General features: G+C 43.7%; 20 protein-coding genes and 4 pseudogenes. 8 read left to right on the forward strand and 16 right to left on the reverse strand.

Annotation, left to right across the window (positions count from 1 at the left end):
- Position 1: 1 nt before the first annotated feature.
- From silB to silC, 3 genes are all read right to left on the reverse strand, one after another.
- A complete protein-coding gene (gene silB, locus N7386_RS07195; protein ID WP_011711635.1) occupies positions 2–1,294 on the reverse strand; it encodes a Cu(+)/Ag(+) efflux RND transporter periplasmic adaptor subunit SilB in 1,293 nt (430 codons plus the stop codon).
- A 113-nt stretch (positions 1,295–1,407) separates the two neighbouring features.
- Complete coding sequence (cusF, locus tag N7386_RS07200) at positions 1,408–1,761, reverse strand: cation efflux system protein CusF (protein ID WP_011711634.1); 354 nt, start codon at positions 1,759–1,761, stop codon at positions 1,408–1,410.
- Between the two features lie 28 nt (positions 1,762–1,789).
- On the reverse strand, positions 1,790–3,175 hold the full coding sequence (gene silC / locus N7386_RS07205; protein ID WP_037425949.1) for a Cu(+)/Ag(+) efflux RND transporter outer membrane channel SilC: 1,386 nt from the start codon (positions 3,173–3,175) through the stop codon (positions 1,790–1,792).
- A gap of 189 nt (positions 3,176–3,364) precedes the next feature.
- On the opposite strand from silC, the gene silR reads away from it, so the two are divergent.
- Together silR and silS are read left to right on the forward strand one after the other, a co-directional pair.
- Positions 3,365–4,045 carry a copper/silver response regulator transcription factor SilR gene (silR, locus tag N7386_RS07210; protein WP_011711632.1) on the forward strand — a complete coding sequence of 227 codons (681 nt, stop codon included), beginning with the start codon at positions 3,365–3,367 and terminating at the stop codon, positions 4,043–4,045.
- Entirely contained in the window at positions 4,038–5,513 is a 1,476-nt protein-coding gene (gene silS / locus N7386_RS07215) for a copper/silver sensor histidine kinase SilS (protein WP_086904630.1), read from the forward strand. The genes silR and silS overlap by 8 nt, the downstream gene beginning before the upstream one ends.
- Before the next feature lie 208 nt (positions 5,514–5,721).
- On the opposite strand, the pseudogene N7386_RS07220 reads toward silS, so the two are convergent.
- The 3 genes and pseudogenes from N7386_RS07220 to N7386_RS07230 all read right to left on the reverse strand — a co-directional run.
- Positions 5,722–5,931, reverse strand: a pseudogene (locus N7386_RS07220) (transposase family protein); the annotation flags it as partial.
- Between the two features lie 498 nt (positions 5,932–6,429).
- Positions 6,430–7,230 carry a hypothetical protein gene (locus tag N7386_RS07225; RefSeq protein WP_256657326.1) on the reverse strand — a complete coding sequence of 267 codons (801 nt, stop codon included), beginning with the start codon at positions 7,228–7,230 and terminating at the stop codon, positions 6,430–6,432.
- A 30-nt stretch (positions 7,231–7,260) separates the two neighbouring features.
- Entirely contained in the window at positions 7,261–7,608 is a 348-nt protein-coding gene (locus N7386_RS07230) for a hypothetical protein (protein ID WP_256657327.1), read from the reverse strand.
- Positions 7,609–8,080: 472 nt separating this feature from the next.
- Here N7386_RS07230 and N7386_RS07235 point away from each other — a divergent pair, with 472 nt between their 5' ends.
- The gene (locus N7386_RS07235; RefSeq protein WP_086904834.1) at positions 8,081–8,632 is read left to right on the forward strand and encodes a CueP family metal-binding protein; all 552 of its coding nucleotides are present in this window, start codon (positions 8,081–8,083) and stop codon (positions 8,630–8,632) included.
- Between the two features lie 180 nt (positions 8,633–8,812).
- On the opposite strand, the gene N7386_RS07240 is transcribed toward N7386_RS07235, so the two are convergent.
- The 7 genes from N7386_RS07240 to N7386_RS07270 form a co-directional block, all read right to left on the reverse strand.
- Positions 8,813–9,256, reverse strand: coding sequence for a nuclear transport factor 2 family protein (locus N7386_RS07240; RefSeq protein WP_011711627.1), 444 nt, complete (start codon positions 9,254–9,256; stop codon positions 8,813–8,815).
- Positions 9,257–9,331: 75 nt separating this feature from the next.
- A complete protein-coding gene (locus N7386_RS07245) occupies positions 9,332–10,228 on the reverse strand; it encodes a CopD family protein (RefSeq protein WP_279767739.1) in 897 nt (298 codons plus the stop codon).
- A 14-nt stretch (positions 10,229–10,242) separates the two neighbouring features.
- On the reverse strand, positions 10,243–10,665 hold the full coding sequence (locus N7386_RS07250) for a copper resistance CopC family protein (RefSeq protein WP_011711625.1): 423 nt from the start codon (positions 10,663–10,665) through the stop codon (positions 10,243–10,245).
- A gap of 115 nt (positions 10,666–10,780) precedes the next feature.
- Positions 10,781–11,494: a copper resistance protein B gene (locus N7386_RS07255; protein ID WP_011711624.1), complete on the reverse strand. Its 714-nt coding sequence runs from the start codon at positions 11,492–11,494 to the stop codon at positions 10,781–10,783.
- Between the two features lie 23 nt (positions 11,495–11,517).
- Entirely contained in the window at positions 11,518–13,536 is a 2,019-nt protein-coding gene (locus N7386_RS07260; RefSeq protein WP_083848294.1) for a copper resistance system multicopper oxidase, read from the reverse strand.
- On the reverse strand, positions 13,533–14,048 hold the full coding sequence (locus N7386_RS07265; protein WP_279767741.1) for a DUF411 domain-containing protein: 516 nt from the start codon (positions 14,046–14,048) through the stop codon (positions 13,533–13,535). The genes N7386_RS07260 and N7386_RS07265 overlap by 4 nt, the downstream gene beginning before the upstream one ends.
- Before the next feature lie 136 nt (positions 14,049–14,184).
- On the reverse strand, positions 14,185–14,565 hold the full coding sequence (locus N7386_RS07270) for a hypothetical protein (protein ID WP_254803678.1): 381 nt from the start codon (positions 14,563–14,565) through the stop codon (positions 14,185–14,187).
- A gap of 192 nt (positions 14,566–14,757) precedes the next feature.
- On the opposite strand from N7386_RS07270, the pseudogene N7386_RS07275 reads away from it, so the two are divergent.
- The 4 genes and pseudogenes from N7386_RS07275 to N7386_RS07290 all read left to right on the forward strand — a co-directional run bounded on the left by N7386_RS07275 (position 14,758) and on the right by N7386_RS07290 (position 20,142).
- Positions 14,758–15,709, forward strand: a pseudogene (locus N7386_RS07275) (IS30 family transposase).
- 495 nt (positions 15,710–16,204) lie between these two features.
- A complete protein-coding gene (locus tag N7386_RS07280) occupies positions 16,205–17,122 on the forward strand; it encodes an IS5-like element ISSpu16 family transposase (protein WP_014610914.1) in 918 nt (305 codons plus the stop codon).
- Between the two features lie 415 nt (positions 17,123–17,537).
- Positions 17,538–18,749, forward strand: coding sequence for an NnrS family protein (locus N7386_RS07285; protein WP_226060642.1), 1,212 nt, complete (start codon positions 17,538–17,540; stop codon positions 18,747–18,749).
- Entirely contained in the window at positions 18,733–20,142 is a 1,410-nt protein-coding gene (locus N7386_RS07290) for an ammonia-forming cytochrome c nitrite reductase subunit c552 (RefSeq protein WP_226060643.1), read from the forward strand. The genes N7386_RS07285 and N7386_RS07290 overlap by 17 nt, the downstream gene beginning before the upstream one ends.
- A 312-nt stretch (positions 20,143–20,454) precedes the next feature.
- Here the strand turns inward: N7386_RS07290 and N7386_RS07295 are convergent.
- A pseudogene (locus N7386_RS07295) lies at positions 20,455–21,129 on the reverse strand (DDE-type integrase/transposase/recombinase); the annotation flags it as partial.
- A gap of 79 nt (positions 21,130–21,208) precedes the next feature.
- Here N7386_RS07295 and N7386_RS07300 point away from each other — a divergent pair.
- Positions 21,209–22,764 (forward strand): IS3-like element ISSpu6 family transposase gene (locus N7386_RS07300; protein ID WP_086937296.1). Its coding sequence is split into 2 segments (ribosomal slippage): positions 21,209–21,671 and positions 21,671–22,764, totalling 1,557 coding nucleotides; the frame shifts between segments, so codons are not numbered across the junction.
- A gap of 57 nt (positions 22,765–22,821) precedes the next feature.
- Here the strand turns inward: N7386_RS07300 and N7386_RS07305 are convergent.
- Together N7386_RS07305 and N7386_RS07310 are read right to left on the reverse strand one after the other, a co-directional pair.
- Positions 22,822–23,690, reverse strand: a pseudogene (locus tag N7386_RS07305) (transposase); the annotation flags it as partial.
- Between the two features lie 519 nt (positions 23,691–24,209).
- Positions 24,210–24,767: a hypothetical protein gene (locus N7386_RS07310; RefSeq protein ID WP_126512860.1), complete on the reverse strand. Its 558-nt coding sequence runs from the start codon at positions 24,765–24,767 to the stop codon at positions 24,210–24,212.
- Positions 24,768–24,784: the final 17 nt, after the last annotated feature.

Raw genomic sequence — 24,784 nt, forward strand, 5'->3', positions numbered from 1 at the left:
CTCAGTGCCCTGAATGCCTATTTACAGGCTGGTCAGACATTGCTGGCATACTGCTTTCTGTTTTTTCAGGATGGCGCATACGTTCCAGCGCGCCCGTAATATTGGCTTCGGAGTCAATGAGGAACAGACCACTGACCACCACGGTATCGCCTTCATTCAGGCCGGAGCCGATGCCGGACTGTTGTTGTGATTCATGCAGAACGTGGATCTGTTTCGGCACAAACTTGCCTTCATCATCAACAGTAATCACGCGCTGTTCTTTGCCGGTATCGATAACGGCCTGGCTTGGTATCAGCAGCATCTCCTGGCTCTTGGTATTGAGTTTCAGATAGGCATTCATGCCCGGCTTGAGAAACTCATCCTTATTAGAAACCTGGAGACGGACCTGAAGCGTACGGGTTGTCTGATCCACGCTGGGAAGAATGTTCCATTTTTCGACATGGAATGTTTTATCCGGATAAGCCGGTACCGAAATTTCAAACTGCGACGTATCTTTCAGCAGATAGGCGATAGATTCCGGCACTGCAGCGCTGATCCAGACCGGGTCCATCCCCTGAATCTGAGCCACCACCTTATCTTTCGAAATATTCATGCCGGTGCGCAGGTCAAATGCAGTAATGACACCATCAATAGGTGCTTTAATGGTAAAACGGGTCTGGATTGTGCGGGTTGAACGCAGTCTTTGAATATCCTCTTCCGGCATACCAGCCAGACGAAGTCGCTCCAGAACCCCTTTTATCTGGGTTGGCGTACCGCCTGTACCGGATAGCAGCAGGAACTCACTTTGTGCCTCAACCCATTCAGGAATGGTGATATCGATAAGCGGAGTGCCTTTCTTCACATGATCGCCAGTAGTCAGGGGATACACTTTTTCGACGAAACCGTCAGAGCGCGCCTGCACAATGACAAACTGATATTCGTTGTAACTGACATTAGCCGGAATTGTCTGAGAATAATTCAGCATTCCTCGCGTGACTTTTTGCGTTTTTAATCCCAGATTCTGAACCTGGGTTGGATCGATACGGATCCCGCCATTACTTTTATCGCCACTTTCATCAGCATATTTTGGCACAAGGTCCATATCCATAAAGGGAGATTTTCCGGGTTTATCAAATTTGGTATCCGGTTTCATCGGGTCATACCAGAAAAGTACCTTTTTCTCCGGTGCCTTTTGTTCTGTTTGTACTGTTTTTTGTGATGAGTTTACATACTGCCAGGCAGTAACCGATATCAGCCCTCCTGCTAGGAGGCTGCTGATAATTATTGCAGCATATTTTATCTTTAAAGAAGCCATACAATTTCTCGCTGAAAAATCAAAACACCTGGCATATGCGCCCGATCATTCATTCACAGTAATCCCTTAATGAATGTTCAGGCGCACTGGATGTATTCGCTCCGGACAGTCAATCAGGATTGCGTAACGTTAATGCTTTTGAGTAAGGAGATATTGCCCTGCTGAATAAACGAGAAATCGACATGGTTGCCGATTTTCAGGGCATTGATAGCGTCGTCTGCATTAACAAAAGTGAAGCGCATGGTCATTGCAGGCCAGCCCACCGCAGGGATTGCTTCGTGCGAAATGGTGATCTTTTTACTATTCATATCAATGTCTTTAACGACACCGGTGCCCTTGATAACCTGCTGTACCGAAGCATCACTGGCAGCATTCATATCGCCATGCTGATGTGTTTCAGCATGAAGACCGGCAGAAAACATGACAGAGAAGGCACCAAATAAAACAGCTTTAAGTGAATTACGCATTTTTAATTTCCTGATTAATTAAATAAATTTATTCTACCCAACCGCCACCCAGCGCAGTAAACAGATTAATTTCGTTAACCTGTCGGGAATAGGTAAGATCGAGAATGGTTTGCTGCGTAGCGAAGAGGGAACGTTCTGCATCCAGCACTTCGATGTAACTGACAGCACCACTTGCATACAATCCTCTGGCTCGCTGGAGAGTTATCTGAAGTGAATCAAGATAACGCTGCTGTGACTCAAGTTGCTGGCTAAGGCTGTCGCGCAGCGCAAACGTGTCGGAAACATCCTTAAAGGCGGACTGAATTTTTTGTTCGTAATTAACCACCGACTGTTGCTGGCGAATTTCTGCCAGTTTGAGATTGGCTTTGTTCCTGCCGGCATTAAAAACAGGAATGTCAATTTTAGGGATAAAATTCCACATTCCGCTTCCTGGCGTGAAGAGACTGGACAGCTCCGTACTGCTTGCGGAAAGGCCACTGGTCAGGGTAATGGACGGGAAAAAGGCCGCCCGCGCTGCGCCAATATTCGCATCAGCAGCTTTCAGCTGGTATTCCGCCTCCATAATATCCGGTCGCTGCAGCAAAATTTGTGACGACAGGTTTGATGGCAGTTTAACTGGCGCGGTCTCACCGCCTTTCATCCCTTTTTCTGGCGGCAGTGCACGGTACGTTCCCAGCACCAGTTGCAGGGCATTGTTTGCCTGAGCCAGATCGCCTTCTCGTTTGGCTATCTCAGCGCGGGTACTTTCGATTTGTCCCCTGGCCTGTTCAAGCGCCAGCACATTCGTACTCCCGGTCACGAGCTGTTGCTCAACGAAAGCATAGGACTGTTCGTAATTTTTCAGCGTTTCCCGCGCGATACGGAGTTGTTCATACGCCAGTTGCTGGCTGAAATAGCTTTGTGAAACGCTGGAGACCAGCAGGATATGTACAGCCCGACGGGCTTCTTCGCTGGCAAAGTAGTTCTGGCGATCAGCGTCACTCAAGTTCTTGAGCTTGCCGAAAAAATCGAGCTCATAGCGGAGTTCCAGACCCGCGTCGTACTCCTGTGTGGTCGGCTTGTCGCCTTTCAGACCACCGCTGTAGGTGATCCCGGATGAGGCATTCAGCTGGGGATAACGATCTGCATCCGTGACGTTGAACTGGGCCCGGGCCTCTTCAACCTTCAGGGCAGCCATTCTCAAATTACGGTTATTAGCAAGGGCTTCCCCGATCAGCCGGGTAACCTGGGGATCGACAAAAAAGTTACGCCAGCCCGTATCCTGATAACCATTCACTGCTGGCGTCAGGCTGTTTCGGGACAGTGAAAACTGCTGGGGTACCGGTGCTGCCGGGCGCTGATATTCAGGTGCCAGAGAGACACAACCGGTCAGGATGAATATCGTGCTAATGCTGAGTAATTTTAATTTGAACATAACGCTTCTCATCCAGGCAGACCTGGTAAATGGTTCAAATGAAGTCCAGAGTATTGATAGGGGTACTTTACCGAACGCTCTCTGTTTGTCGGGTGACAGGATAATGACAATGTTGTCATTTTTGCTGTAATCCGTTGATAATGATCGTGGGCGCAATAGAATGACCTTAGCAGCCAGCCGGGGAGCAAGATGAAAATATTGATCGTCGAAGACGAAATTAAAACAGGTGAATATCTCAGCAAAGGGCTTAGAGAGGCAGGGTTCGTAGTGGATCACGCTGATAATGGTCTTACCGGATATCATCTCGCCATGACAGCCGAGTATGATTTAGTCATTCTGGACATCATGCTGCCTGATATGAACGGCTGGGATATCATCCGGATGCTGCGCACTGCCGGAAAGGGTATGCCGGTCTTACTGCTGACGGCCCTCGGCACGATCGAACACAGGGTCAAAGGACTGGAACTGGGTGCGGACGATTATCTGGTTAAACCCTTTGCGTTTGCCGAACTGCTAGCCCGGGTGAAAACCCTTCTGAGGCGGGGAAACACGATGATCACGGAAAGCCAGTTTAGGGTGGCTGGTCTCTCGATTGATCTCGTATCCAGAAAAGTCAGTCGCGCCGGAAACCGCATTGTGCTCACCAGTAAAGAGTTCAGCCTGCTGGAATTTTTCATTCGCCATCAGGGAGAGGTTCTTCCCCGTTCCCTGATTGCCTCTCAGGTCTGGGACATGAATTTTGACAGCGACACTAACGCGATTGATGTCGCCGTAAAGCGACTCCGCGCTAAAATAGACAACGATTACGAGACAAAGCTGATCCAGACAGTCCGGGGCGTGGGCTATATGCTGGAGGTCCCGGATGCATAGCAAACCTTCCAGGCACCCTTTTTCACTCTCCCTGCGGCTGACCTTTTTTATCAGCCTGTCCACGATACTGGCTTTTATCGCCTTCACCTGGTTTATGCTGCATTCTGTTGAAAATCATTTTGCCGAGCAGGATGTCAGCGATCTTCAACAAATCAGCACCACACTGAACCGTATACTCCAGTCCCCGGAAGATCCAGATGAAAAAAAAGTAAGCAAAATACAGGAATCGATTGCCAGCTACCGCAACGTTGCCCTTTTGCTCCTCAATCCCAGGGGTGAGGTGCTCTTTAGTTCAGCGCAGGGGGCAGCACTACGCCCGGCCGTGAATTCAGCAGATTTTAGCGAGCACAGCCACGCACGGGATGTCTTTCTCTGGACGGTGGAGGATCCTGCGAGACCGATGGATACCGAGTCTGAAATGAAGATGGAAACATACCGGATTATCGCCTCCTCTGGCCAGGCGATATTTCAGGGCAAACAGCAGAACTATGTCATGCTGACTGGCCTCTCCATTAATTTCCATCTCCATTACCTCGATGCGCTGAAAAAAAATCTGATTGCGATTGCCGTCGTGATAAGCCTGCTGATTGTTCTGATCATTCGCATCGCTGTCCGTCAGGGGCACCTGCCCCTTCGTAATGTCAGCAATGCCATTAAAAGCATCACCTCCGAGAATCTTGATGCGCGGCTGGAACCGACACGCGTTCCCATTGAGCTGGAACAGCTGGTTATCTCGTTCAATCATATGATTGGAAAGATTGAGGATGTCTTTACCCGCCAGGCCAATTTCTCTGCCGATATCGCGCACGAGATCAGAACGCCCATCACCAATCTGGTGACGCAGACTGAAATCGCACTGAGTCAGGATCGAACCCAGAAGGAACTTGAGGATGTCCTCTACTCCAGTCTTGAAGAGTATAACCGGATGACCAAAATGGTCAGCGACATGCTGTTCCTGGCGCAGGCGGACAATAATCAGCTTATACCTGACAGGGTCCGGTTTGACCTCAGAGCAGAAGTCATGAAAGTCTTCGAGTTTTTCGAAGCCTGGGCCGAAGAACGCAATATCACGCTCAAATTTAACGGGATGCCCTGCCTGGTTGAGGGAGATCCACAAATGTTCAGAAGAGCGATCAATAATCTGTTATCCAATGCCCTGCGTTATACCCCGGAGGGACAGGCAATCACCGTCTCAATAAGAGAGCAAGAGAGCTTTTTTGACCTGGTGATTGAAAATCCGGGGAAACCAATCCCTGAAGAGCATTTATCAAGGCTTTTTGACCGTTTTTATCGGGTGGATCCGTCCAGACAACGAAAAGGAGAAGGCAGCGGCATCGGCCTTGCAATTGTGAAGTCAATCGTGGAAGCACATCACGGAAGAGTGCAGGTGGAATCGGACGTACGCTCAACTCGTTTTATCTTATCCGTGCCCAGACTGGAGCAAAGGATTCCGGAGCCCCAACACTGAGAATAAAGATTTAAATGACAAAGATGTCATTAGCCTGTCATGCAGCAAACAGAAGCCATTCGATACTTATCAGGAAGGCTGGATTGCTTCATCAATACCCGGCGTCAGAGTACGCCAGGAAATGAATATCCAGCCAATTCCCGGAGAAATAAACACTGCCGAACTTGTTTCAGTTATGGAAATGAAAATATAGGTTGTGCTTCCCCCGGACAGGGACACCTTCGGTCAGAATTCCCTTTTCTTTAAACCAATTATGGTGCCCGACAGCATAATCGTGGATCTCAGACCAACCTTCGGCGCCAGCAATCACACCACACAGAGTGACGAACAATACATCATGCAACGGGTAAGTCACTTTGGCAGATTGTCGGCTGTCAGCAATCGAGTTGAAATGTGATGTGAAGGCTTCAAGGTACATGCTCTTATGCTCTCTATAAGAAAAAGAGAGCATAAGAGCATAATCGATGCCGTCCGTCTAATTTAGCTCAAAACGGTTAAAATATATTCACGATCTCGCCCTGCTTATGTTTGTAACCCCCCAGGGCCGGATTATAAATTGTTAAATTGGTTAACAAACCTATCCAGTCGAACGAATTTCATTCGATTATGGATGATTTATATCAATCAATAATCCCGCATTAAGTCGACTTAAGAACAAAATAGCTAAATGTTAACAGAATTTACAAAGCATAATCTCACCCTGTGTAACCCCCTGGTTCTAAAATACATTCAAGATGAATTTTTTTGTAAACGTAGATATTGATAAATTATCAAATAACAAGTTTTTCAACTTTAATCATCTAGACGTATTTTCATATAAAATTGTAAACCCAAGCACACCCATTAACACGACCTGAATTTACAATTACAATATAATTATTAGGGAATTAACATTTGTCAAAAACATTTACAACCTTTAAAAGCTGTAAGTGAATTTCGTTCTTAAATCTGTAGCGTCTTTTTGATTGTTTTCATAATCCAATATTGAAAAATCAATTGATATACCGATATTTTCGAGTTTACCATCAAATTGATATGCAAGATTAACCGTCCATTCATTTAAATCTTTTCCCACTATGGGATTGTCAAAAGATGTATAAAATATTTTACCTTTAAGATTAGAGATAGCAGAACCTAACCCCAATTGATACGAATTTGTTCCAGATTCAAATGCCCCAACACCCGCAGTTTTAGTAGTGGCAGTAAACTGATAATAAGCTCCTTGACCAATGCCTCTAAAAACTCTATTATCTCCTTCATTTCCTCCAGCTAATGTATAACCAGCAAAAAAATCTACTCCTCCCTGACTGAAACCTACTTTAAAGCCCAAAAGATCATTATCGACTAGTTCATTTTTATCCCACTTAGTTTTGTAATATTGCATTGCAATATTACTGTTAAAGTTAGTTGGCAATGTATATTCGACATCCGCATAAAGTGCTTGGACTTCATTTATTACATTTGCGTACTGTGAGTTAACTTTGAATTTTTTAGCGATTCGCTTGTTAACTTGTACGAAAAAAACGCCATCATTACCTATTTTATAAAAATCGCCAGGAGAGCCAGAACCATTAAAATCAAAATCAACAAATTCATTATCAACATAAAACGATTTATCTGTTCGAGTCTGATATTTAGTCACATATCCAATCGAAATATCAGTACCATCAAAATGACTTGAAGACACCTGATACATTTCAAAAGATTCATTTATCAATCTTGAACCTGAGTTAGCGATAAGGGGTGATTAAAAGTGTTGTCTACCTCCAGAAAACACAGTATCACCAAACTGATACTTCAAAAAAGCTTCCGATAATACAAGACCTTGTGCGTTCATATCTCCCGCAGTTGTATCATCATCATTGATATTACTAACGTATGACCCCTGTACCTCTCCTCCCAATTTAAACCCATTAAACTCTGATGTATTAAAAGTAACATTACCACCATTCACCCAAATCGAGCTATTCTCTGTATTTGAATCGTCAAAATCTTGTTCGAAATAGTACGATCTCGCTGTACCTCCAACATTACCATTGTGTATCCATTCAGAAAAACTCTCAATATCATCATTAGAGAGTGCATTATTACTCATTGCTAATAACACCAAAAATATTTATTATATTTAAACATACAAACCTTATTAACGTTAAGTTACAAATAAGAAACTATATTAAGTAAAACTAAAATCAAAGATAAACAAATAAATTACAAACCCAATCGATAATACAAACTAGAGCATTTTTAACAGTGATCTATTTAACAAAAAAAATATCAAACCGACATAAATATTAATTTAAAATAAACATAGGTTTAAAACCCAAGTTTAAAAACTTAGGTAGAAAAATTATATGAAGACGCAAGTTTAAAACCTGAGCTAAAAACCTAGGAGAATACAGCGTTAAAGCATATATTTAAAAAACAAAAAAACAAACGACCAAAAACATCAGGCCAATATCAATAATGTGAATTAGATCAATATATATATAACCACAATCGTTACAATAAAAAAAGCGAGGCACGTTTAAATAAAAATATTTTATAAACTATATAGGAAAACTCAGACCATGATTAAAAAACACATTCTATTAGCACTTATAGTTGCATATTCAAGTCAATCATATGCCACAATAATAAATGCAGAAACGTTTAAAAATTTAGACTATAAGAGTGCTGTTACAACAGCACATACACTATACAAAAATAATGAAGGGATAATGATAAAAGTATTACCCGATAGAATAGTTGCAACTTTCTCAGATGGTAAAAGTAGTTCTGTAGCAATACCAAAAGATCAATTCTTTCTTTCAATAGCTCCGTACATTAATAGTTCTCATCCATGTACGAATCATGTTTTAACAGGTTGTACCGGAGAGATAATAAATCAAACAATGAAAGTTGTCATGATTGATACTGACACAGGTGAAACATTAATAGACAAAAAAATGACGACACAACGTGATGGATTTATAGACTTTTGGGTTCCAAAAGATAAAAACTTAGCATTTAATATTTACTATGAAGCAAAAGACGGAAGCAAAAGAGTGGCGAGAGAAGTATTGTCTACTTTCAATAACGATAGAACTTGCATTACAACTATGAAACTTATTGAAAGTTAATATTTAAATATGGCTTGTAAAAGGACTGGAATTACTCCGGTCTTTTTTATATAAAAAAATGGAAATCCTTTTCCATAAAATATCATGCATTAACATGACGTGAGTCTTTGTGGTTTTCTTGGGAGCACCTACAAAGTAACTCAAGATAATCCTTTATCTGGTTGATGAAATTCTTATTAGTTACGACCAGTGCACGTGGGTTATTTTCCAACTACCATCCACTTGTTTAATTAACACAAGCGTTTCCATGGTCATCGAGTCAATACTTTTACCCTTATATTCACCTTGGGCGTGACTTATTGACGTTGAAATAGCAATGTCACCCGTAATCGTTATTTGGTGTTCTTTTGGCGTTATGGTTAACCCTTTTAAGTAAGCCATATCCGCAAGCATATGATGATTGGCATAATCTGTAAGTGAACGCTCTACTTTTCCACCTTCATAAATTTGAACATTGGCTGCTAATAACTGCCTAACAATAACCTCATTGCCCGCTTGTAATGCAGCATGAAAATGTTTGACAACATTGCCCGCGGCGGAATCAACACCGATAAACGCTTTTTGTTCTATCGGGTGTGTTTCATCACCATGGGCGAAGCTCAATGAGCTTTGTCCTGCGGACATCAGTAATACCCCGGTGGTTATGAGCATTGTTAAAGGGCGATTATTCATTTTTATCTCTCTGTCAATTTATAGTGATTATCCAAGACTCATAGGACCTAGTACGCTCGAAAGTACCGCTGTAGTCGCTAATATCAGTACTGCTATTACTGCTTCTAATCCAATCGATTTTTGTAGTTTTTGTTTTGCGAGTGATGGGTTCGCAATCGTTAATTTCGGTACTAAAACCAATTTATGCCATGCTGCTATAAGTAAAATGATAGCCACCAAACAGAGCTTGATGGTGACCGCAATACCATAATCGGAACTGATTAATTCAGTGGGACTATCAAACAACATCCACACCATTCCCATGCCTGAAAGCAACACTAGAATGACAATCACTATGCCTAAACGACCAAATGTATCCATGACATTTTTTATGACGATGTGGTCATCGGTGCAGCATAATTTCCATAATGGATAAAAAGCGCCTATCCAACTGCCAATGATCAACACGTGTATCAATATTAAGCCTTGAGCAAGCAATCCCAGTTCAGTGCTATGGCCAATAAAAGTAAACGTGACAGCAATTAACAGACAACTGAGAATCGATAGTACCGCAGAAAACGTTTTGATATAACGGTTCTTATGTAACAGTAAACCACTAGCCACTAGCATTAACCCAAAACCGATTAAGCGCCAAAGCACCGTTTGCCCTACCTGGGTTGGCCACAGAAAAGCATGCATCTGCGCATCGAACATTCCTATCAAGCCGTTTTCAGCAAAAGCCCCTATTTGCGCAAAATAATTGATACTAACGGCAATCAATCCCAATACGGCACCTAGGCCGGTATATTTTGCAACGCTAATGCTCAGATTAAGTTGACCCTTAATGAGGTATTGCATCAATGTGCCGCCAATAACAGCGGCAACACTCAGATAGATAACCCATTTAGATATCAACACCGATATTTCAAATACGGTTAATATCATGTTTACTCATCCACTTATTGATGTGCAGTGTGCTCGCTAGTCTCATGCTCCATTGTCATAGGCGGTGCACTGCGAGTGTTCATGCCAGAGTCGTGAAGCATAAAGCTCATGTTGCCTTTCATCTTATGACCGTCATCACCCATGATCATCCAGTTAACTGTGTAATTTGCTGCGTTTAATGCTGGTAGGGCGAATGAAAATTCAGCTTGACTGGCCGCACTTGAAGGTAATGTTAACGGTACGCTTTGCTGCTTCTCATCTTGCATTGTTAATTTGACCAAACGTACCGGAGCCGTAAAGGTCAGTTCAAGCGTTGTTGGGGCTTGACTTAGCATGGCACCGTTAGGGGGCATAGAACTGCTCAGTCCGACATGAGCAAATGCTGAAGCACTCAGGAATAGACTTGTTACGACTAAAACGTTGTTAAATAATTTCATGATATTTCCTTTTATATTGTTTTTAACGATCGAAAAACGGTTTACATAAATGATTTAATATTGGCTTAGCTAACATCTTGGCGCCAAGCTTATAACTCAGTGTACGAACGAGGTCTTAGAACCACGCGCTAAAACCAATAACAAACTGGGTTTCTTGTGTATCTTCCCCTTCACTTCGGGCGTAATCGGCGGTATTACCGAGCTTCTGACGCCAATCAACACCGATATAGGGTGCGAACTCTCGAACAATCTCGTATCTCAATCGCAGCCCTGCACTGACGTCAGATAAGCCTGAGCCTATTCCAAGTTCAGCATCGTCCTTACCAAATAAATTAACTTCTACTTCAGGTGTGAGTATCAATTTTTGAGTGATTAACAGTTCATATTCCGCACTCAACCGCATAGCCGTACGGCCTTGTTCACCGATGAATAAGGCCGCGTCAATATCAAAAAAATATGGCGCTAACCCTTGAACCCCAATCACAGCCCAATTACGGTTCGGCGTCGGTTTGATATCGGTTTTAATACCGAATTGTACATCCCAGTATGGTGCGATGGGCTTACTGTAAAGAGCCTGAATTTCAAGGTCTTGCTTATCACTATTTGAATATTCACCTTCGGTTTTAAGCCACAACTTATTCAAATCGTAACCTAACCAGGCTTGTGCACTAAACTGGGTAGGATCTTGCGGATCCACGCCTTTTTCAAATTGATCCAGCATGACTTTTGTTAATAGAGGATCATCATTACCGCCGGCAAACACAGCTGAGCTAGCCAATGAGGCGCTCAGACTCAACAGTCCCAATGCCACTAAATTCGTTTTATTCATCTGTATACCCCTTTGTATACCCCTTATTTCACCACGACTTTTCTGAACATGCCTGGCATGTGGAATAACAAGTGGCAATGATATGCCCATTGCCCTTTTGCATCGGCGGTGACTAAGTAACTGATCTTAGAACCCGGCTGAACTAATACCGTGTGCTTACGGGGAATAAAATCAGGGTCGCCTGTCTCTAACTCACTCCACATACCATGCAAATGCATAGGGTGAGTCATCATCGTGTCGTTCACTAAGGTGATCCGCAGTCTTTCTCCGTATTCAAACTCTAATGGCGCGGCGTCCATAAATTTCACCCCATTCACAGACCACATATATCGGTTCATATTGCCGGTTAAATGCAGTTGAATTTCGCGGCTAGGTTGGCGCGTGTCGTAGGTAGGATGTAAGCCTTTAATATCGCCATAAGTTAATACTTTGCGATTAAATTGTTGTTGATGGTCACGCAATCCAATCCCGGGATCGTGTAAACCACTTTTTGGCGCATCTGCACGCATATCCACTTGTGGGCCGAACTCGGTGTCAATGTGTTTAATTTCATTGTTACTGCCAAAGCCTGCAAGCCCTAGTCCTGAGACTGTCGCTTTCGCAGCGTCCATGGCCATTTTGCTGTGATCCATGCCTGACATATCACCGCCACCCATAGCCATCTTGCTGTGATCCATGCCTGACATATCACCGCTGCCCATAGCCATCTTGCTATGATCCATGCCTGACATATCACCGCCGTCCATAGCCATCTTGCTGTGATCCATGCCTGACATATCACCGCCACCCATAGCCATCTTGCTGTGATCCATGCCTGACATATCACCAGCGCCCATGTCCATTTTGCTATGATCCATACCGCTCATATCCATATCACTCATATCCATGCCCATATCACTGTGGCCAAGGACTGGCCTTGGATCCATTGGGGGAATAGGAGCATGTAAACTGGCATCTGAGGTAAGGTTACCTACCGTAAAGCCGGTGCGGTCAATACTTTGAGCGAAAATACAATAGGCATTATCAACCTCTGGCTCAATAACCACATCATAGGTTTCAGCAACACCGATTCGAAATTCATCCACAGATACCGGTTGAATGTTCTGACCATCACTGGCGACAACACTCATTTTGAGACCCGGTATACGTACATCAAATATGGTCATAGCAGAACTATTTATAAAGCGTAAGCGCACCTTCTCACCTTGTTCAAACAACCCTTGCCAGCCCTGTTGCGGAGGATTGCCATTCATTAAATAGGTGTAAGTTGAACCCGTAACATCAGATATGTCTCTGTCACTCATGCGCGCGTTATTCCACATCGAACGAGCGTTCCACGTATTGGCTAAGCCATTTTTATTCACGTCAGAGAAAAAATCCATTACCGTACGCTCACGGTAATTATAGTAATCGGCTTGTTTCTTTAATTTGGCATAAATGTTTTCAGGGGCTTCGTCAGACCAATCAGACAGCATGATCACATAGTCACGGTCATATATAACCGGATCGGGGGTCGCTGGATCAATCACAATAGCGCCGAATAAACCGGTTTGTTCTTGATAGCCTGAATGACTGTGATACCAATATGTGCCACTTTGCTGGACGGTAAATTGATACTCAAATGTTTCACCGGGTTTAATGCCATCAAAGCTAAAGCCAGGCACACCGTCCATTTCGGTGGGTAAAATAATACCGTGCCAGTGAATAGAGCTATCATGGTCGAGATTATTTTTTACTCTTAAGGTGACTGTTTCACCTTCTTTCCAACGTAATAACGGCGCGGGCAGTAATTGGTTTACCACAGTAGCTCGAGCAGATTTCCCGGTAAAATTAACCATTTTATAGTCAATTGTTAAGTCAAACACTTTGCCAGAGAGCTGGCTCAACGATTGGCTTAACGCATTGGCAACGGCATTTTTAGGGAAAGGGATCGACATCAATGCCAACATGGCGGATGCACCAAACACAAACCGGCGTCGGCTGTTGTTGAGTTCACTGTTTGTCATTTGAATCATGGGTTTTATCATGTATTGCGATTTCATTGTACAGACTCCTCAAGCGAGTTCACTTGGGCGTAAACTTCACTACTGCCATCTTTTTTCAACAGTAAGACTTGATATGGCATAAATTTATCTTGGTACTCCATGCCAGGGCTGCCCACTGGCATAGCGGGTACGGTTAAGCCGATAGCATCTTTAGGAGGGGTGGCTAAAAAACGACTAATGAATTTTGCAGGGACATGCCCTTCAAACACATAACCTTGAGATGACACAGCGGTATGGCAAGATTGCATTGAAGTAGGAATGCCCTTTGACTGTTTAAACTCATAAAGGTTGTTAATATTGTGGGCACTAACACTAAATCCACGCTCACTAATATGCGTTAGCCATTTCTCACAACAGCCGCAATTAGCATCTTTATAAACGGTGAGTAATGGCTCCGTAGTGCCGGGCTCTGCTGCACGGGCAATTAATATCCCTCCCATAGTTTGCAGAATAAAAATAGTACCTATGACACGAAAAAAACTAATAGAATTGCGATATAGAGCAGACATAATATTGCCTCCAAATCAAATTTCGTCACATTAAACAACGCGGTTTAATGTCAGTTTATTAACCAAAAGGTTAAAAAATTGAAACTACATGATTGGCTAGGACAGCTAGCAAAAAAAAGGCGTAACTGTGCCTATGTTAGGCAAATATTGGAGGACGGTATAAAGAAGAACGATACTGAGGCATTAGTGCTGAGGTAAACATTGTTGCAGCATTAACTAAATTGACTTCTGATTTAAGCGTTGGCATCGCCATCGTTAAAGCGACTGATAAACATGATCCGACAGGACAATGGCACGCTTGGGCGCAGCAACTATCATCCGCACCATCACTCATATCCATGTTCATGTTCATGTTCATTTGCATACTAGCGTCATGACATGCTTTGCCATTTTCAGCAGGCATATTTGAAGTCGTCATTGAATTCATTGGCATAGTACCAGGCATAATCACAGACGCAAAAGTTTGACCGACAAACGTCAGTAAAACAAACATCATGATTAAGTGGATTCTACGCAAAATATATCTCCAACGATTTTCAAATAATAGTAGTGAAAAATACTGCATTTAGCAATGAAAATTTATTTGAAAAACATAATTCCCGATCCCGATTTCAGATAATAAGTGCGACATTCATGGAAAGGTGTAGAAGAGGAAGCCAACTGCTAAAAGTGGGACGCTCTTCTCGCCAAAGAAACAAGCAGTACTACCATGAATTATCAGCAGTTGACCGAAGGCAGAAGATACCAGATTTCTGCTCTTTTGGAACGGGGGATTTCAGTTTCTGAGATTGCTAAAACCGTTCAGTGCCATCGCTCCACGGTATATCGGGAGCTTAAACGTGGCAGCAAGGGCAGTCATTATTGCCCAAACGAAGCTCAGTCAGGTGTTATCACTCAAAAAACGCACATTAGCGCGTAAATACAGAATACCTCAGGAGCGTGTTGATTTTATCCGCCTCCTTTTAGAAGCGGATTGGAGTCCAGAGCAGATTTCCAGTGTATTAACTAAAGTCGGTGCCGCTGTCAGCTATGAGTGGATCTACCGATTTGTTGCGCAGGATAAACGCTCGGGTGGCAAGTTATATCGCCACTTGAGGCAAGGTCACAAGCGGTATCGTCGCGGTAAAAAAGAGAAAGCACCAGCGATCAAAAATGCGGTTTCTATCGATGATAGGCCAAGCATAGTTGACAGTAAGGAGCGATTTGGTGATTGGGAAATCGACACCGTATTAGGCAAGCACGGCACGGGGGCGATGGTGACTATTTTAGAGCGTAAAACACGATTTTACTTGGTGAAGAAAGTGCCATCCAAGTCAGCGGATGATGTCACTAGAGCAACCATAGAACTACTCATGCCTTACAAGGAGCATGTCCATACCATCACGGCAGATAACGGGAGAGAGTTTGCAGGCCATGAAACCATCGCAAAGGAGTTGGAGGCTGATGTTTACTTTGCCCACCCTTATAGTTCTTGGGAGCGTGGAGCCAATGAGAATGCTAACGGTCTTTTAAGGCAATATGTGAAGAAAGGAACCGACCTAACAACGGTAACAGACAGTGATATTGAATTCGCTTTATCGCGGATAAATTATCGACCGAAAAAGTGTTTAGATTTCAAGCAACCAGCGATTGTCTTTAAAGAAATGGTATTGGCTGCTTGATATTGGCGAGTGTCGCACTTCGCAGTTGAATTAGGGACAAACCTATCCAGTCGAACGAATTTCATTCGATTATGGATGATTTATATCAATCAATAATCTCGCATTAAGTCGACTTAAGAACAAAATAGCTAAATGTTAACAGAATTTACAAAGCATAATCTCACCCTGTGATACTCTGTGAGTTAGGGAGATATTTATGCCCGAACATGGATAAATGCAGCGTGTAACAACATCGGTGCAAAGGCAGCTTGCTAGCCACCTTTGGTTGACGAGCTAAGCGTGTAGCGAGATGTTATCACGTGAACCAGACTAGGCAAGTCTGATTCACTGAGCTAAAAAAATAATGATACAGGCACACCAAAGCGCTGACTGAGTGCTTCTATGTGGTGTCTATTAAGCTTCTTTCCTTCTGCGGGGCGTTGTTGCCTAAATGAATGAACCTTCCGTCTCAGATGCGATCAGATCCTGTGAATACCACGCAGAAACCGCTATCAGATGGGCAAATCTAAATCTCGCATTACCAATTGGCCGGAATATAACAAGGCGTTGACCAACCGAGGCTCACTGACTTTTTGGATAGACGAGCAGGCGCTCAACCTCTGGTGTCACACTGAACACCATGGTGGTCGAGGTCGGGGATTTCAATACAGTGACACGGCGATAGAAACCGCCTTAATGCTCAAAGGTTTGTTTAATCTCCCCTTGCGAGCACTAGAAGGTTTTCTCAACTCAGTGTTTAGTTTGATGAGTCTGCAATTAACTTCACCTGGTTACAGCTGCATCAGCAAGCGGGCAAAGACAGTCAAAGTTAACTACCGCCCCCCTTGCCGAGGCGCGATTGCTCACTTAGTTGTCGATGCCACAGGACTGAAAGTATATGGCGAAGGTGAATGGAAAATGCGTAAACATGGTAAGGAAAAACGCCGAACTTGGCGTAAGTTGCACCTTGCGATAGATGCGGCCACACATGAAGTCATCGCAGCCGAAGTCAGTTTAGAGAGTGTGGCAGATAGTGAGGTTCTCCCAACGTTATTAAACCCACTAAGGCGCAAGGTAAAACAAGTGTCAGCTGACGGTGCTTATGACACCAAAAAATGTCATAAGCTGCTGAAACGCAGAGGGTGTAAACCTACGATACCGCCGCGAAAAAATGCAGGTTATTGGGAAGAAGGTCATCCCAGAAACGAGGCCGTCAGCGCTCTGAAAAGTGATGAACTCAAACAATGGAAACAAGAGAATGACTATCACCAACGCTCCCTGTCAGAAACAGCTATGTATCGTTACAAGCAACTGATTAGCCCGAAATTGAGCCTGCGGGACTACAACGGCCAAGTCGGCGAGGCACTGGCTGGTGTGAAAGTGATGAACAAAGTCATAGGACTGGGTATGCCTATTCGCCAGAGGGTCAATTAATACCAGGAACCCTTTTAGGAAAAGGCATACCTAAGATTGATTTGGTCGCCTTGAACACTGTTAATTGCTCGAAATTGAATCAAATGCTAAAATCTAAGGTAAGGACATCCTTATGAGTAACTGCATAGTGTCACCTGAAACGTTTATTTTGTATTCATTAGCTGGTTTTTCTGTTGCGACTTTAATGCTCGTAGCAGTAGGTTGTTTCGCCATCAGGCAAGATAAAAACAAACAACCTAATAAATAACACAGTTATAAACAACTTACCCTTGAGGGACACTCCCTCAAGGGCGTGTGTTCCTCTAAATTTAGAGAGAAACACACGAACAATGATGCTTGGCCACATGGCATTAGTTCAATATCTCCAGAACTTCCCAATGCGTCTTATCTGTCGTCTGCAACTAGGGTGAAAACTATGCTAAATATTGATGATCCTACACAAACCGAACGAACTCATGCGTTATGGCGACTAGGCTTTAGACCTTTTTTTCTTGGGGGAGCAATATTAGCTGCGTTATATATCCCTTTGTGGTTACTAACTTGGTTTACTCCTCAATATAGTTTTTTTCCTTCATCTTTTTGGAGTAAAGTATTGCCCCTATGGTGGCATCCACATGAAATGTTGTTCGGTTTTGCAATCGCAATTGTCTGTGGTTTTTTACTTACTGCGGTTCAAAATTGGACAAATCAACCCACATTAAAGGGATGGCCACTTGCGTTGACCTTTAGTTGCTGGTTGCTGGCACGATTATTACTGTTACTCCCTATTCAAGTTCCACTAATTTTGCCGGCATTATTTGATTCATTGTTCCTTGGTATGGCAAGCCTTACCCTATGGCGCTGCATTTATAAGGTGAAGCAATGGCGCAATATTGGTTTTCCGATTATGTTGTTTGCAGCACTCGTGATTAACAATGTCAGCTATTACGCTTTATTTGAACGCGACTTCATCCTTGCCAATCAAATTTGGCAGGCCATGTTATGGTGGTTAGCCTTACTTATCACCATAGTTGGTGGGCGTGTCATTCCATTCTTTACCGCGATGCGCATTAAGGCCACTAAAGCAGATCCCTTAACTTGGGTTGAATACCCGCTGATCCTGACGATGATCTTGCTCGTCATTCAATCACTCATCCACCTTATACCTCAGGAAGTCGAGCGAGGCTTACTACTCATTACAGGGCTCTTGCATCTAGTCCGATTTGTACGCTGGTTACCCCATAAAACACTGACGGAACCTATGCTGTGGTCCTTGCATCTTGCCTATTTAATGTTGCCACTTAGCCTGTTAGCCATGAGTTGGTATCTCGATAATGAATATGCCTATCGCAGCCTGCTTCACCTATTTGCTATTGGTTGTATGGCTACCCTGTGCCTTTCGATGATCTCCAGAGTGTCACTCGGGCACACAAGTCGAAATATTTATGAAGGCCCGAAAATGATCTTAGCATTTATCTGCCTACCATTAGCGGCACTGCTCAGGGCATTGATGCCCATCTGGTTTCCGGCCCACTCCCAAGTATGGTTATGGTTGGCTGGCACTTGCTGGTTTATGGCATTTGCACTGTTTGTATGGCACTATTTGCCAATACTCTCTCGCCCTCGTATTGATGGGCGCCCAGGTTAATATTGATGTTATGACAAAAGGTTACAAAGTGAAAACTTATTTTAAAACAGTTACATTGCTAAAATTGATTTGCTTGTTCGTCATCACTACATGTACATCTGTAGCGGCTTCCGATACTAGCAATCAACAAAAATATCCTAACCAATATCAATCTTGGCAAGCCACCTCTGAACAAGTTGAACGCGAGGATATGCTCGCCAATTATCCCGCCAGCATCATACTCTGGGCAGGATCTTCCTATGCCAAAGAGTACCATAGCCCACGTGGACACCATTTTGCCGTTGCCGATGTGACGCATACTTTACGTACGGGTACGCCACCTAAAGCAGGAGAGAATGGGTTATCCGCCAGTTGTTGGACCTGCAAGACACCGGATGCCCCTAGATTGATTGAACAACTGGGATTTGAAGGATACTCCGCTAAAAACTTTACCGATCTGGGCAAAGAGATCCAAAGCGTAGTGTATTGCAGTGACTGCCATGAATCTGGCACTCATAAATTAGCCTTACCTCGCCCTCATGCGCAAGATGCGATGGCTAAAATTCATCTGCCATTCGATAAACAAGATATTAATATGCAAGGTGCGCAGGTTTGTGGTCAATGTCATGTCACTTACTATTTCCGTCCGGAAAAAAGTAATGTTGTCAACATTCCCTGGATATTTGGCAATACCGCTGATGATATTGAAAAATACTATGACACTCGCCGCTTCTTCGAATGGATCCATCCTCTTTCGAAAACGCCCATACTCAAAGCACGTCATCCTGAGTTTGAACACTGGAGTCGCAGTAAACATGCCGAAGTCGGTGTCACTTGCATTACCTGTCATATGCCTACCCAGCAGGATGCAAAAGGTGTTGAATTTACGAGCCATAAAGTTGATAAGGCCTTACCGCACTTTGATAGTAGCTGCAGCGGCTGCCATAGCAGCAAAACCAAAATCGAAACTAAACTCGCGGCGAATAAGTTAACTATTGAAACAAAAGCCCGCGAAGTGGAAGCTTTACTCGTCAAGGCTCATTACGAAGCCAAAGCAGCATGGGATGCCGGTGCTAAATGGGATAATATGAATGAGCCCATTATGGCGATACGACACAGTCAGTGGCGCTGGGACTTTGCCATGTCTTCACATGGTTTGTATGCACATAATCCACAAGAAGGTAAGCAGCTTTTAGATAAAGCCATTGAACAAGCGAACGAAGCACGTCATCTGCTCGCTGGAATATTGAAGCAACTTAACGTTACTCAAGTTAGCTATCCAGATATCAGTACTAAGGAAAAGGCCCATCAAGCAATAGGGTTAGTTGAGACTGATTTAATTAAAGAAAAACAAAAGTTTATTGAGAATGATGTTAAGAAACACTGGCAACCAGTTAGTCAATATGGTTATTAGTGAGATTTAGTATTGCTAGTAGGGCGTTCGGAATTCAGCATCAGGCTAAAATTAAATGTCTAAGCATGCTGTCTAAACGCCCTTTAATGTATTAGTTCAGACTAGATCTGACACATCGTCTTCAAAATATGAGAGTTGGAGACTATAAAAGGCTATTTATTATAACGACACACGGTTGCTGTACATGAGCATAAACTGCCTCATGGCAGGCTTCCAATCTCGTAGTGGCATTGTCCACTTTTTAGCAATCTGGTGTAAAGCCAGATACAGCAACTTCGGCGTTTTTCAAGCTAGTTGTCACCATCGACCGTTTTAAGCGGCCTTTTTTTCCACTTCTTTAACTGACTCTTTTTCCGGATTCAGTGTTGTCGGTCCCACAGGTTCGCAGTTCCGTACTTCTCGTTTTCCCCAACGACTTGGATTTTCTGCTTTCGCCGCTTCAATCCGTTCTTTGCGCTTTGCCAGCAGGAGTTGATACTGACCGGTATGACGTTAGTGCGGGGTCACGAACCGTAGTTTGCTGTGCTTGTGTTCGTAGTTGTACCAGCGCGTAAACTTCAGCACCCAAGTCCTTGCTTCATCGATACTTTTAAAACCTGCTGATGGCCAATCAGGCCGATATTTACAGGTGCGGAACAACGACTCTGCAAACGGGTTATCGTTGCTCACTCGTGGCCTGCTGTACGATGTCGTTACACCAAGCTCATACGCCTTCATTCGCATGGTCTGCGATTTCATTGGCGCACCGTTGTCCGAATGCAGCACGACTCCACTGTGTAAACATTTCTCCCGGACCAGTGTCTGCTCTAACAATTTCGCGGCGTTTTCTCCACTTTCCTGTTCAAACACTTCACAACCAACAATTTTCCGGCTGAACAAATCTTCCAGCATGTACAGGTAATAAAACTGCCCACGCACCGTGCTTGGCAAGTAGGTGATATCCCAACAGAGCACCTGGCCAGGCCCGGTCGCTGTGTAGGTCGTTGGCAGCCCCCCTGTGTCAGGATTGTTGTCACCCCTAAATAATCATTATGTTTAAAGACAGGGTGCGGCAAAAGAGAACGATATGGCTCGGTATTCACCAGAACGTAAAGAAGCGATCCTTAAAAAATTATTACCTCCTCACAACTTAACGGTCGCAGAGGTCGCTCGGGAAGAAGGCATCGCGGTGCAAACCTTGTATCATTGGCGAGATATTGCCAGAAAAGAAGGTCGCCCCGTGCCAGGTAAAACATTAACAGCCGATGATTGGTCGGCTGAAGCAAAACTTGCCGTGATTATTGAAACAGCGCCGCTGTCGGAAGCGGAGATAAACCAGTATTGCCGTGAAAAGGGCTTGTTCCGCGAGCAAGTACAGCAGTGGAAACAGGATTGTTTAGCTGGTTTTCAAACCTCAGAAGTACAAACTAAAACCATTAAACAGCAGGCTAAGGCTGACAAAGCCGAAATCAAATCGCTGCAACGGGAATTGCGCTATAAGGAGAAAGCGCTGGCTGAAGCTGCTGCGTTACTGGTGCTCAGAAAAAAGCTCAATGCGCTCTGGGGGGACGACAGCGAGGAGAGCTAACCCCCTTGCCTGAGCGCATAGCATTGATTGCCTTAATCCAAGAGGCCTATACCAATGGTGCTCGCCTTTATAAGGCTTGTGCTGAAACGGGCCTCAGTAAGCGTACCTATCGACGTTGGTATCGAGAAGGTCAAGTGCAAGCTGATTTAAGGCCAACAGCAGCTCGACCAGAGCCAGCAAATAAACTCGAAGAACATGAGCGACAACAGATATTAAGTGTGTGCAATCAAGCGGAGTACGCCAGCTTACCCCCGTCGCAAATTGTGCCAACATTATTAGATAACGGGATTTATATCGCCTCGGAATCCAGCTTCTACAGAGTGTTAAATGCTCATGGTCAACTTAACCATCGTGGCCGCACTCAGGCTGCGGTCAATCGAAGCAAACCGTTGAGTTATCGGGCAGATGGGCCGAATCAAGTGTGGTCATGGGACATCACTTATTTAGCCTCAATCGTCAAAGGCCAGTTCTACTATTTGTACCTGTTTGAAGATATTTACAGTAGAAAAATAGTGGGTTACGAAGTTCATGAGCAAGAAAGTGGGGAATATGCCGCTGCGCTAATCCAACGCTGTCTGTTACGCGAGCAATGCTTTAACACGCCATTAGTGCTGCATTCTGATAATGGGGCGCCGATGAAGTCACTGACCATGAAAGCCAAGCTGGAAGAGCTTGGTATTACGGCATCATTAAGTCGGCCGCGGGTGAGTAATGACAACCCCTTTTCAGAGTCGTTATTTAAAACGTTGAAATACCGCCCACAGTGGCCGGCATCAGGTTTTAGCTGCTTAGCAACAGCAAGAGAATGGGTGGAAAAGTTTGTAACCTGGTACAACGATGAGCATAAACACAGCCAGCTAAATTTTGTCTCACCAGGGCAACGTCATGCACTGCAAGATGGCGCTATTTTAGCGAAGCGCAAGAAAGTGCTTGAGGCGGCGAAGGAAAGAAAACCGATGCGTTGGTCTACAGAGATCAGAAATTGTGAAGCGGTTGGCGCTGTAACACTCAACCCAGATAAGGCACCAGAAGAAGGCGTAATAAATGCAGCTTAATATTTAAACAAAGAGTGACAACTATCTTGAAAAACACCGCAGCGTTGACCCTTTCGGCGCTAAACTCCGGCCGCGATGATGCAGCTGACCAAAGGCTTTTAATACCCGATAAAATGTTGATTCAGAACCATAATATTCATCTTCATCCAGCAGCGTTGGGACGATTTGCGATGGCGGTAAGCTGGCAAACTTTGGCCAATTACACACCTCGATGATTTTCGCCTGTTCTTTTTCCGTCAGCTTATTCGATGGCTGCGGCCGAATCGCATCCGGCCTTTTGTCTGCGGTGATCTGGCCATCCCGATACCAGCGCCGATAAGTGCGCAGTGTAATGCCAGCTTCTTCGCAAGTCAGATGAAGCCTGGCGCCAGCCTGGTTCGCTTCCTGTATCAAGTTTACACATTCAGTGCGCTCTGAGACCAAGGTTAATCGTCCTCGTTGTCGTTCTCCCAAAGCGCATTTAACTTTTTTCTAAGCACCAACAAGGCTGCGGTTTCAGCCAAAGCTTTTTCTTTGCGCCTCAACTCGCTCTTTAACTGTTTAATTTCCTTATGGTCGGCTTGGCGCTGCCGTTTAGCTTCCAATTCCTGCTCGCGGGAGCTCATAAACCCTCGCAGTGCATTGGCTTTCCAGGCCTTTACCTGATCAACATACAGACCTTTAGCTCGACAATACTCACTCAATTCGGCTTCATTTAAACTGGCAGTTTCAAGCACTGTGGCAAACTTAGCTTCTGCTGACCAATGTTCTGAGGTTGGTTTACTTCCGGGCACAGGACGACCTTGTTGTTTGGCTTTATCCCGCCAATTATACAAAGTTTGTACGCCAATCCCTTCTTGTCTGGAAACTTCTGCTACGGTCATGTTCGAAGGAGGCAGTAACTTGTTCAAAATCTGCTGCTTACGTTCTTCACTATAACTCGGCACAATTAAGCCTTAACGCCCCAACTGGTTAAATTTTAAGTAGTGACAACTATCCTGCCAGAGCGGGCTGAGCGTAAAACACAACCATTTATATAGTGTAATTTGTATATGTAAGAGCTAATCTTATTATTAACAACGATAGCTTTTATGCAGGTTAAGTATGTGTGTTGAATATGATAAGTTGGTAGAGGAAAAAAAGAGACGGCAGTTGGTTTATGCAGAGCTTGTATTGAGTGGAGAAAAATCGTCATGTTCACGGCCAAAATCTAGCTCAGAAAGCCCTAGAAAAAACAAAAATTTACTAAAAATCCCTAACTTTAAATTTTACTCAATGGAAATGAACTAACTAGATTGCCGAATGCCCTCTGCGTGTTGAATATCTTCCTATCTACTTGGGCTAGTTAAACGTCTTTGAATCGAATAATAATCATAATGAAAAACTCCGTTGGCTATGCAGACACAGTTAACGTGGACATAGCCATACAGATTAAAGATGTAAAATCTACTTATTTCATGTGGTTATCATGTTTTAGTTGGTTCAAAGTAATCAGTTTCATTCAAAGAAACGGACCATACTCCTACGACACAGGATGTATCAGATTTATACCAATTTTGTTTTGTACTAAAGGATTTTTTCAATAATGGTATTACCCTATACCCAGTCAACGACTCAATATAACGTTGTCTCCCATCATCAGGTAATTTTGAATCGAAAACATCAATTAATGCGCAAAATATCTTTAATGTATTTGGTTTTGTAATTTTACAGAGTTTAATTATGTCCTTTTCGTATGAAGTTGTTGTATCCCTGAGTTTGAACTCTATTACTAAGGTGTCTCCATTCTCCAGTTTGAATACAAGATCTGTAGGGCCACCATTACCAAGATTTTCCTCTCTAATCCAAGTAACATTTAAACCATCAAAGATTGTATGAGCTTCTTTTAAAATTGCTTTGCCGCATTGATAAGCAAATGCCAACTCTGGCATATGAAATATCCCTTGATTAGCAATAAGTGAAAGTTCTTTATCTTCCGATATTGCCGTTTCATAAATGATTTCTGCTATTCTATCTGTTTGCATTATTTCACCTTACCCTT

The organism is Shewanella sp. GD04112, from assembly GCF_029835735.1.
Classification (GTDB): domain Bacteria; phylum Pseudomonadota; class Gammaproteobacteria; order Enterobacterales; family Shewanellaceae; genus Shewanella.

Bases quoted from the DNA above. Each gene is read 5' to 3' on its own strand.
- silB (WP_011711635.1), bottom strand. From the start codon at position 1,294: ATGGCTTCTTTAAAGATAAAATATGCTGCAATAATTATCAGCAGCCTC.
- cusF (WP_011711634.1), bottom strand. From the start codon at position 1,761: ATGCGTAATTCACTTAAAGCTGTTTTATTTGGTGCCTTCTCTGTCATG.
- silC (WP_037425949.1), bottom strand. From the start codon at position 3,175: ATGTTCAAATTAAAATTACTCAGCATTAGCACGATATTCATCCTGACC.
- silR (WP_011711632.1), top strand. From the start codon at position 3,365: ATGAAAATATTGATCGTCGAAGACGAAATTAAAACAGGTGAATATCTC.
- silS (WP_086904630.1), top strand. From the start codon at position 4,038: ATGCATAGCAAACCTTCCAGGCACCCTTTTTCACTCTCCCTGCGGCTG.
- N7386_RS07230 (WP_256657327.1), bottom strand. From the start codon at position 7,608: ATGAGTAATAATGCACTCTCTAATGATGATATTGAGAGTTTTTCTGAA.
- N7386_RS07235 (WP_086904834.1), top strand. From the start codon at position 8,081: ATGATTAAAAAACACATTCTATTAGCACTTATAGTTGCATATTCAAGT.
- N7386_RS07240 (WP_011711627.1), bottom strand. From the start codon at position 9,256: ATGTCCGCAGGACAAAGCTCATTGAGCTTCGCCCATGGTGATGAAACA.
- N7386_RS07245 (WP_279767739.1), bottom strand. From the start codon at position 10,228: ATGATATTAACCGTATTTGAAATATCGGTGTTGATATCTAAATGGGTT.
- N7386_RS07250 (WP_011711625.1), bottom strand. From the start codon at position 10,665: ATGAAATTATTTAACAACGTTTTAGTCGTAACAAGTCTATTCCTGAGT.
- N7386_RS07255 (WP_011711624.1), bottom strand. From the start codon at position 11,494: ATGAATAAAACGAATTTAGTGGCATTGGGACTGTTGAGTCTGAGCGCC.
- N7386_RS07260 (WP_083848294.1), bottom strand. From the start codon at position 13,536: ATGAAATCGCAATACATGATAAAACCCATGATTCAAATGACAAACAGT.
- N7386_RS07265 (WP_279767741.1), bottom strand. From the start codon at position 14,048: ATGTCTGCTCTATATCGCAATTCTATTAGTTTTTTTCGTGTCATAGGT.
- N7386_RS07280 (WP_014610914.1), top strand. From the start codon at position 16,205: ATGGGCAAATCTAAATCTCGCATTACCAATTGGCCGGAATATAACAAG.
- N7386_RS07285 (WP_226060642.1), top strand. From the start codon at position 17,538: ATGCTAAATATTGATGATCCTACACAAACCGAACGAACTCATGCGTTA.
- N7386_RS07290 (WP_226060643.1), top strand. From the start codon at position 18,733: ATGGGCGCCCAGGTTAATATTGATGTTATGACAAAAGGTTACAAAGTG.
- N7386_RS07310 (WP_126512860.1), bottom strand. From the start codon at position 24,767: ATGCAAACAGATAGAATAGCAGAAATCATTTATGAAACGGCAATATCG.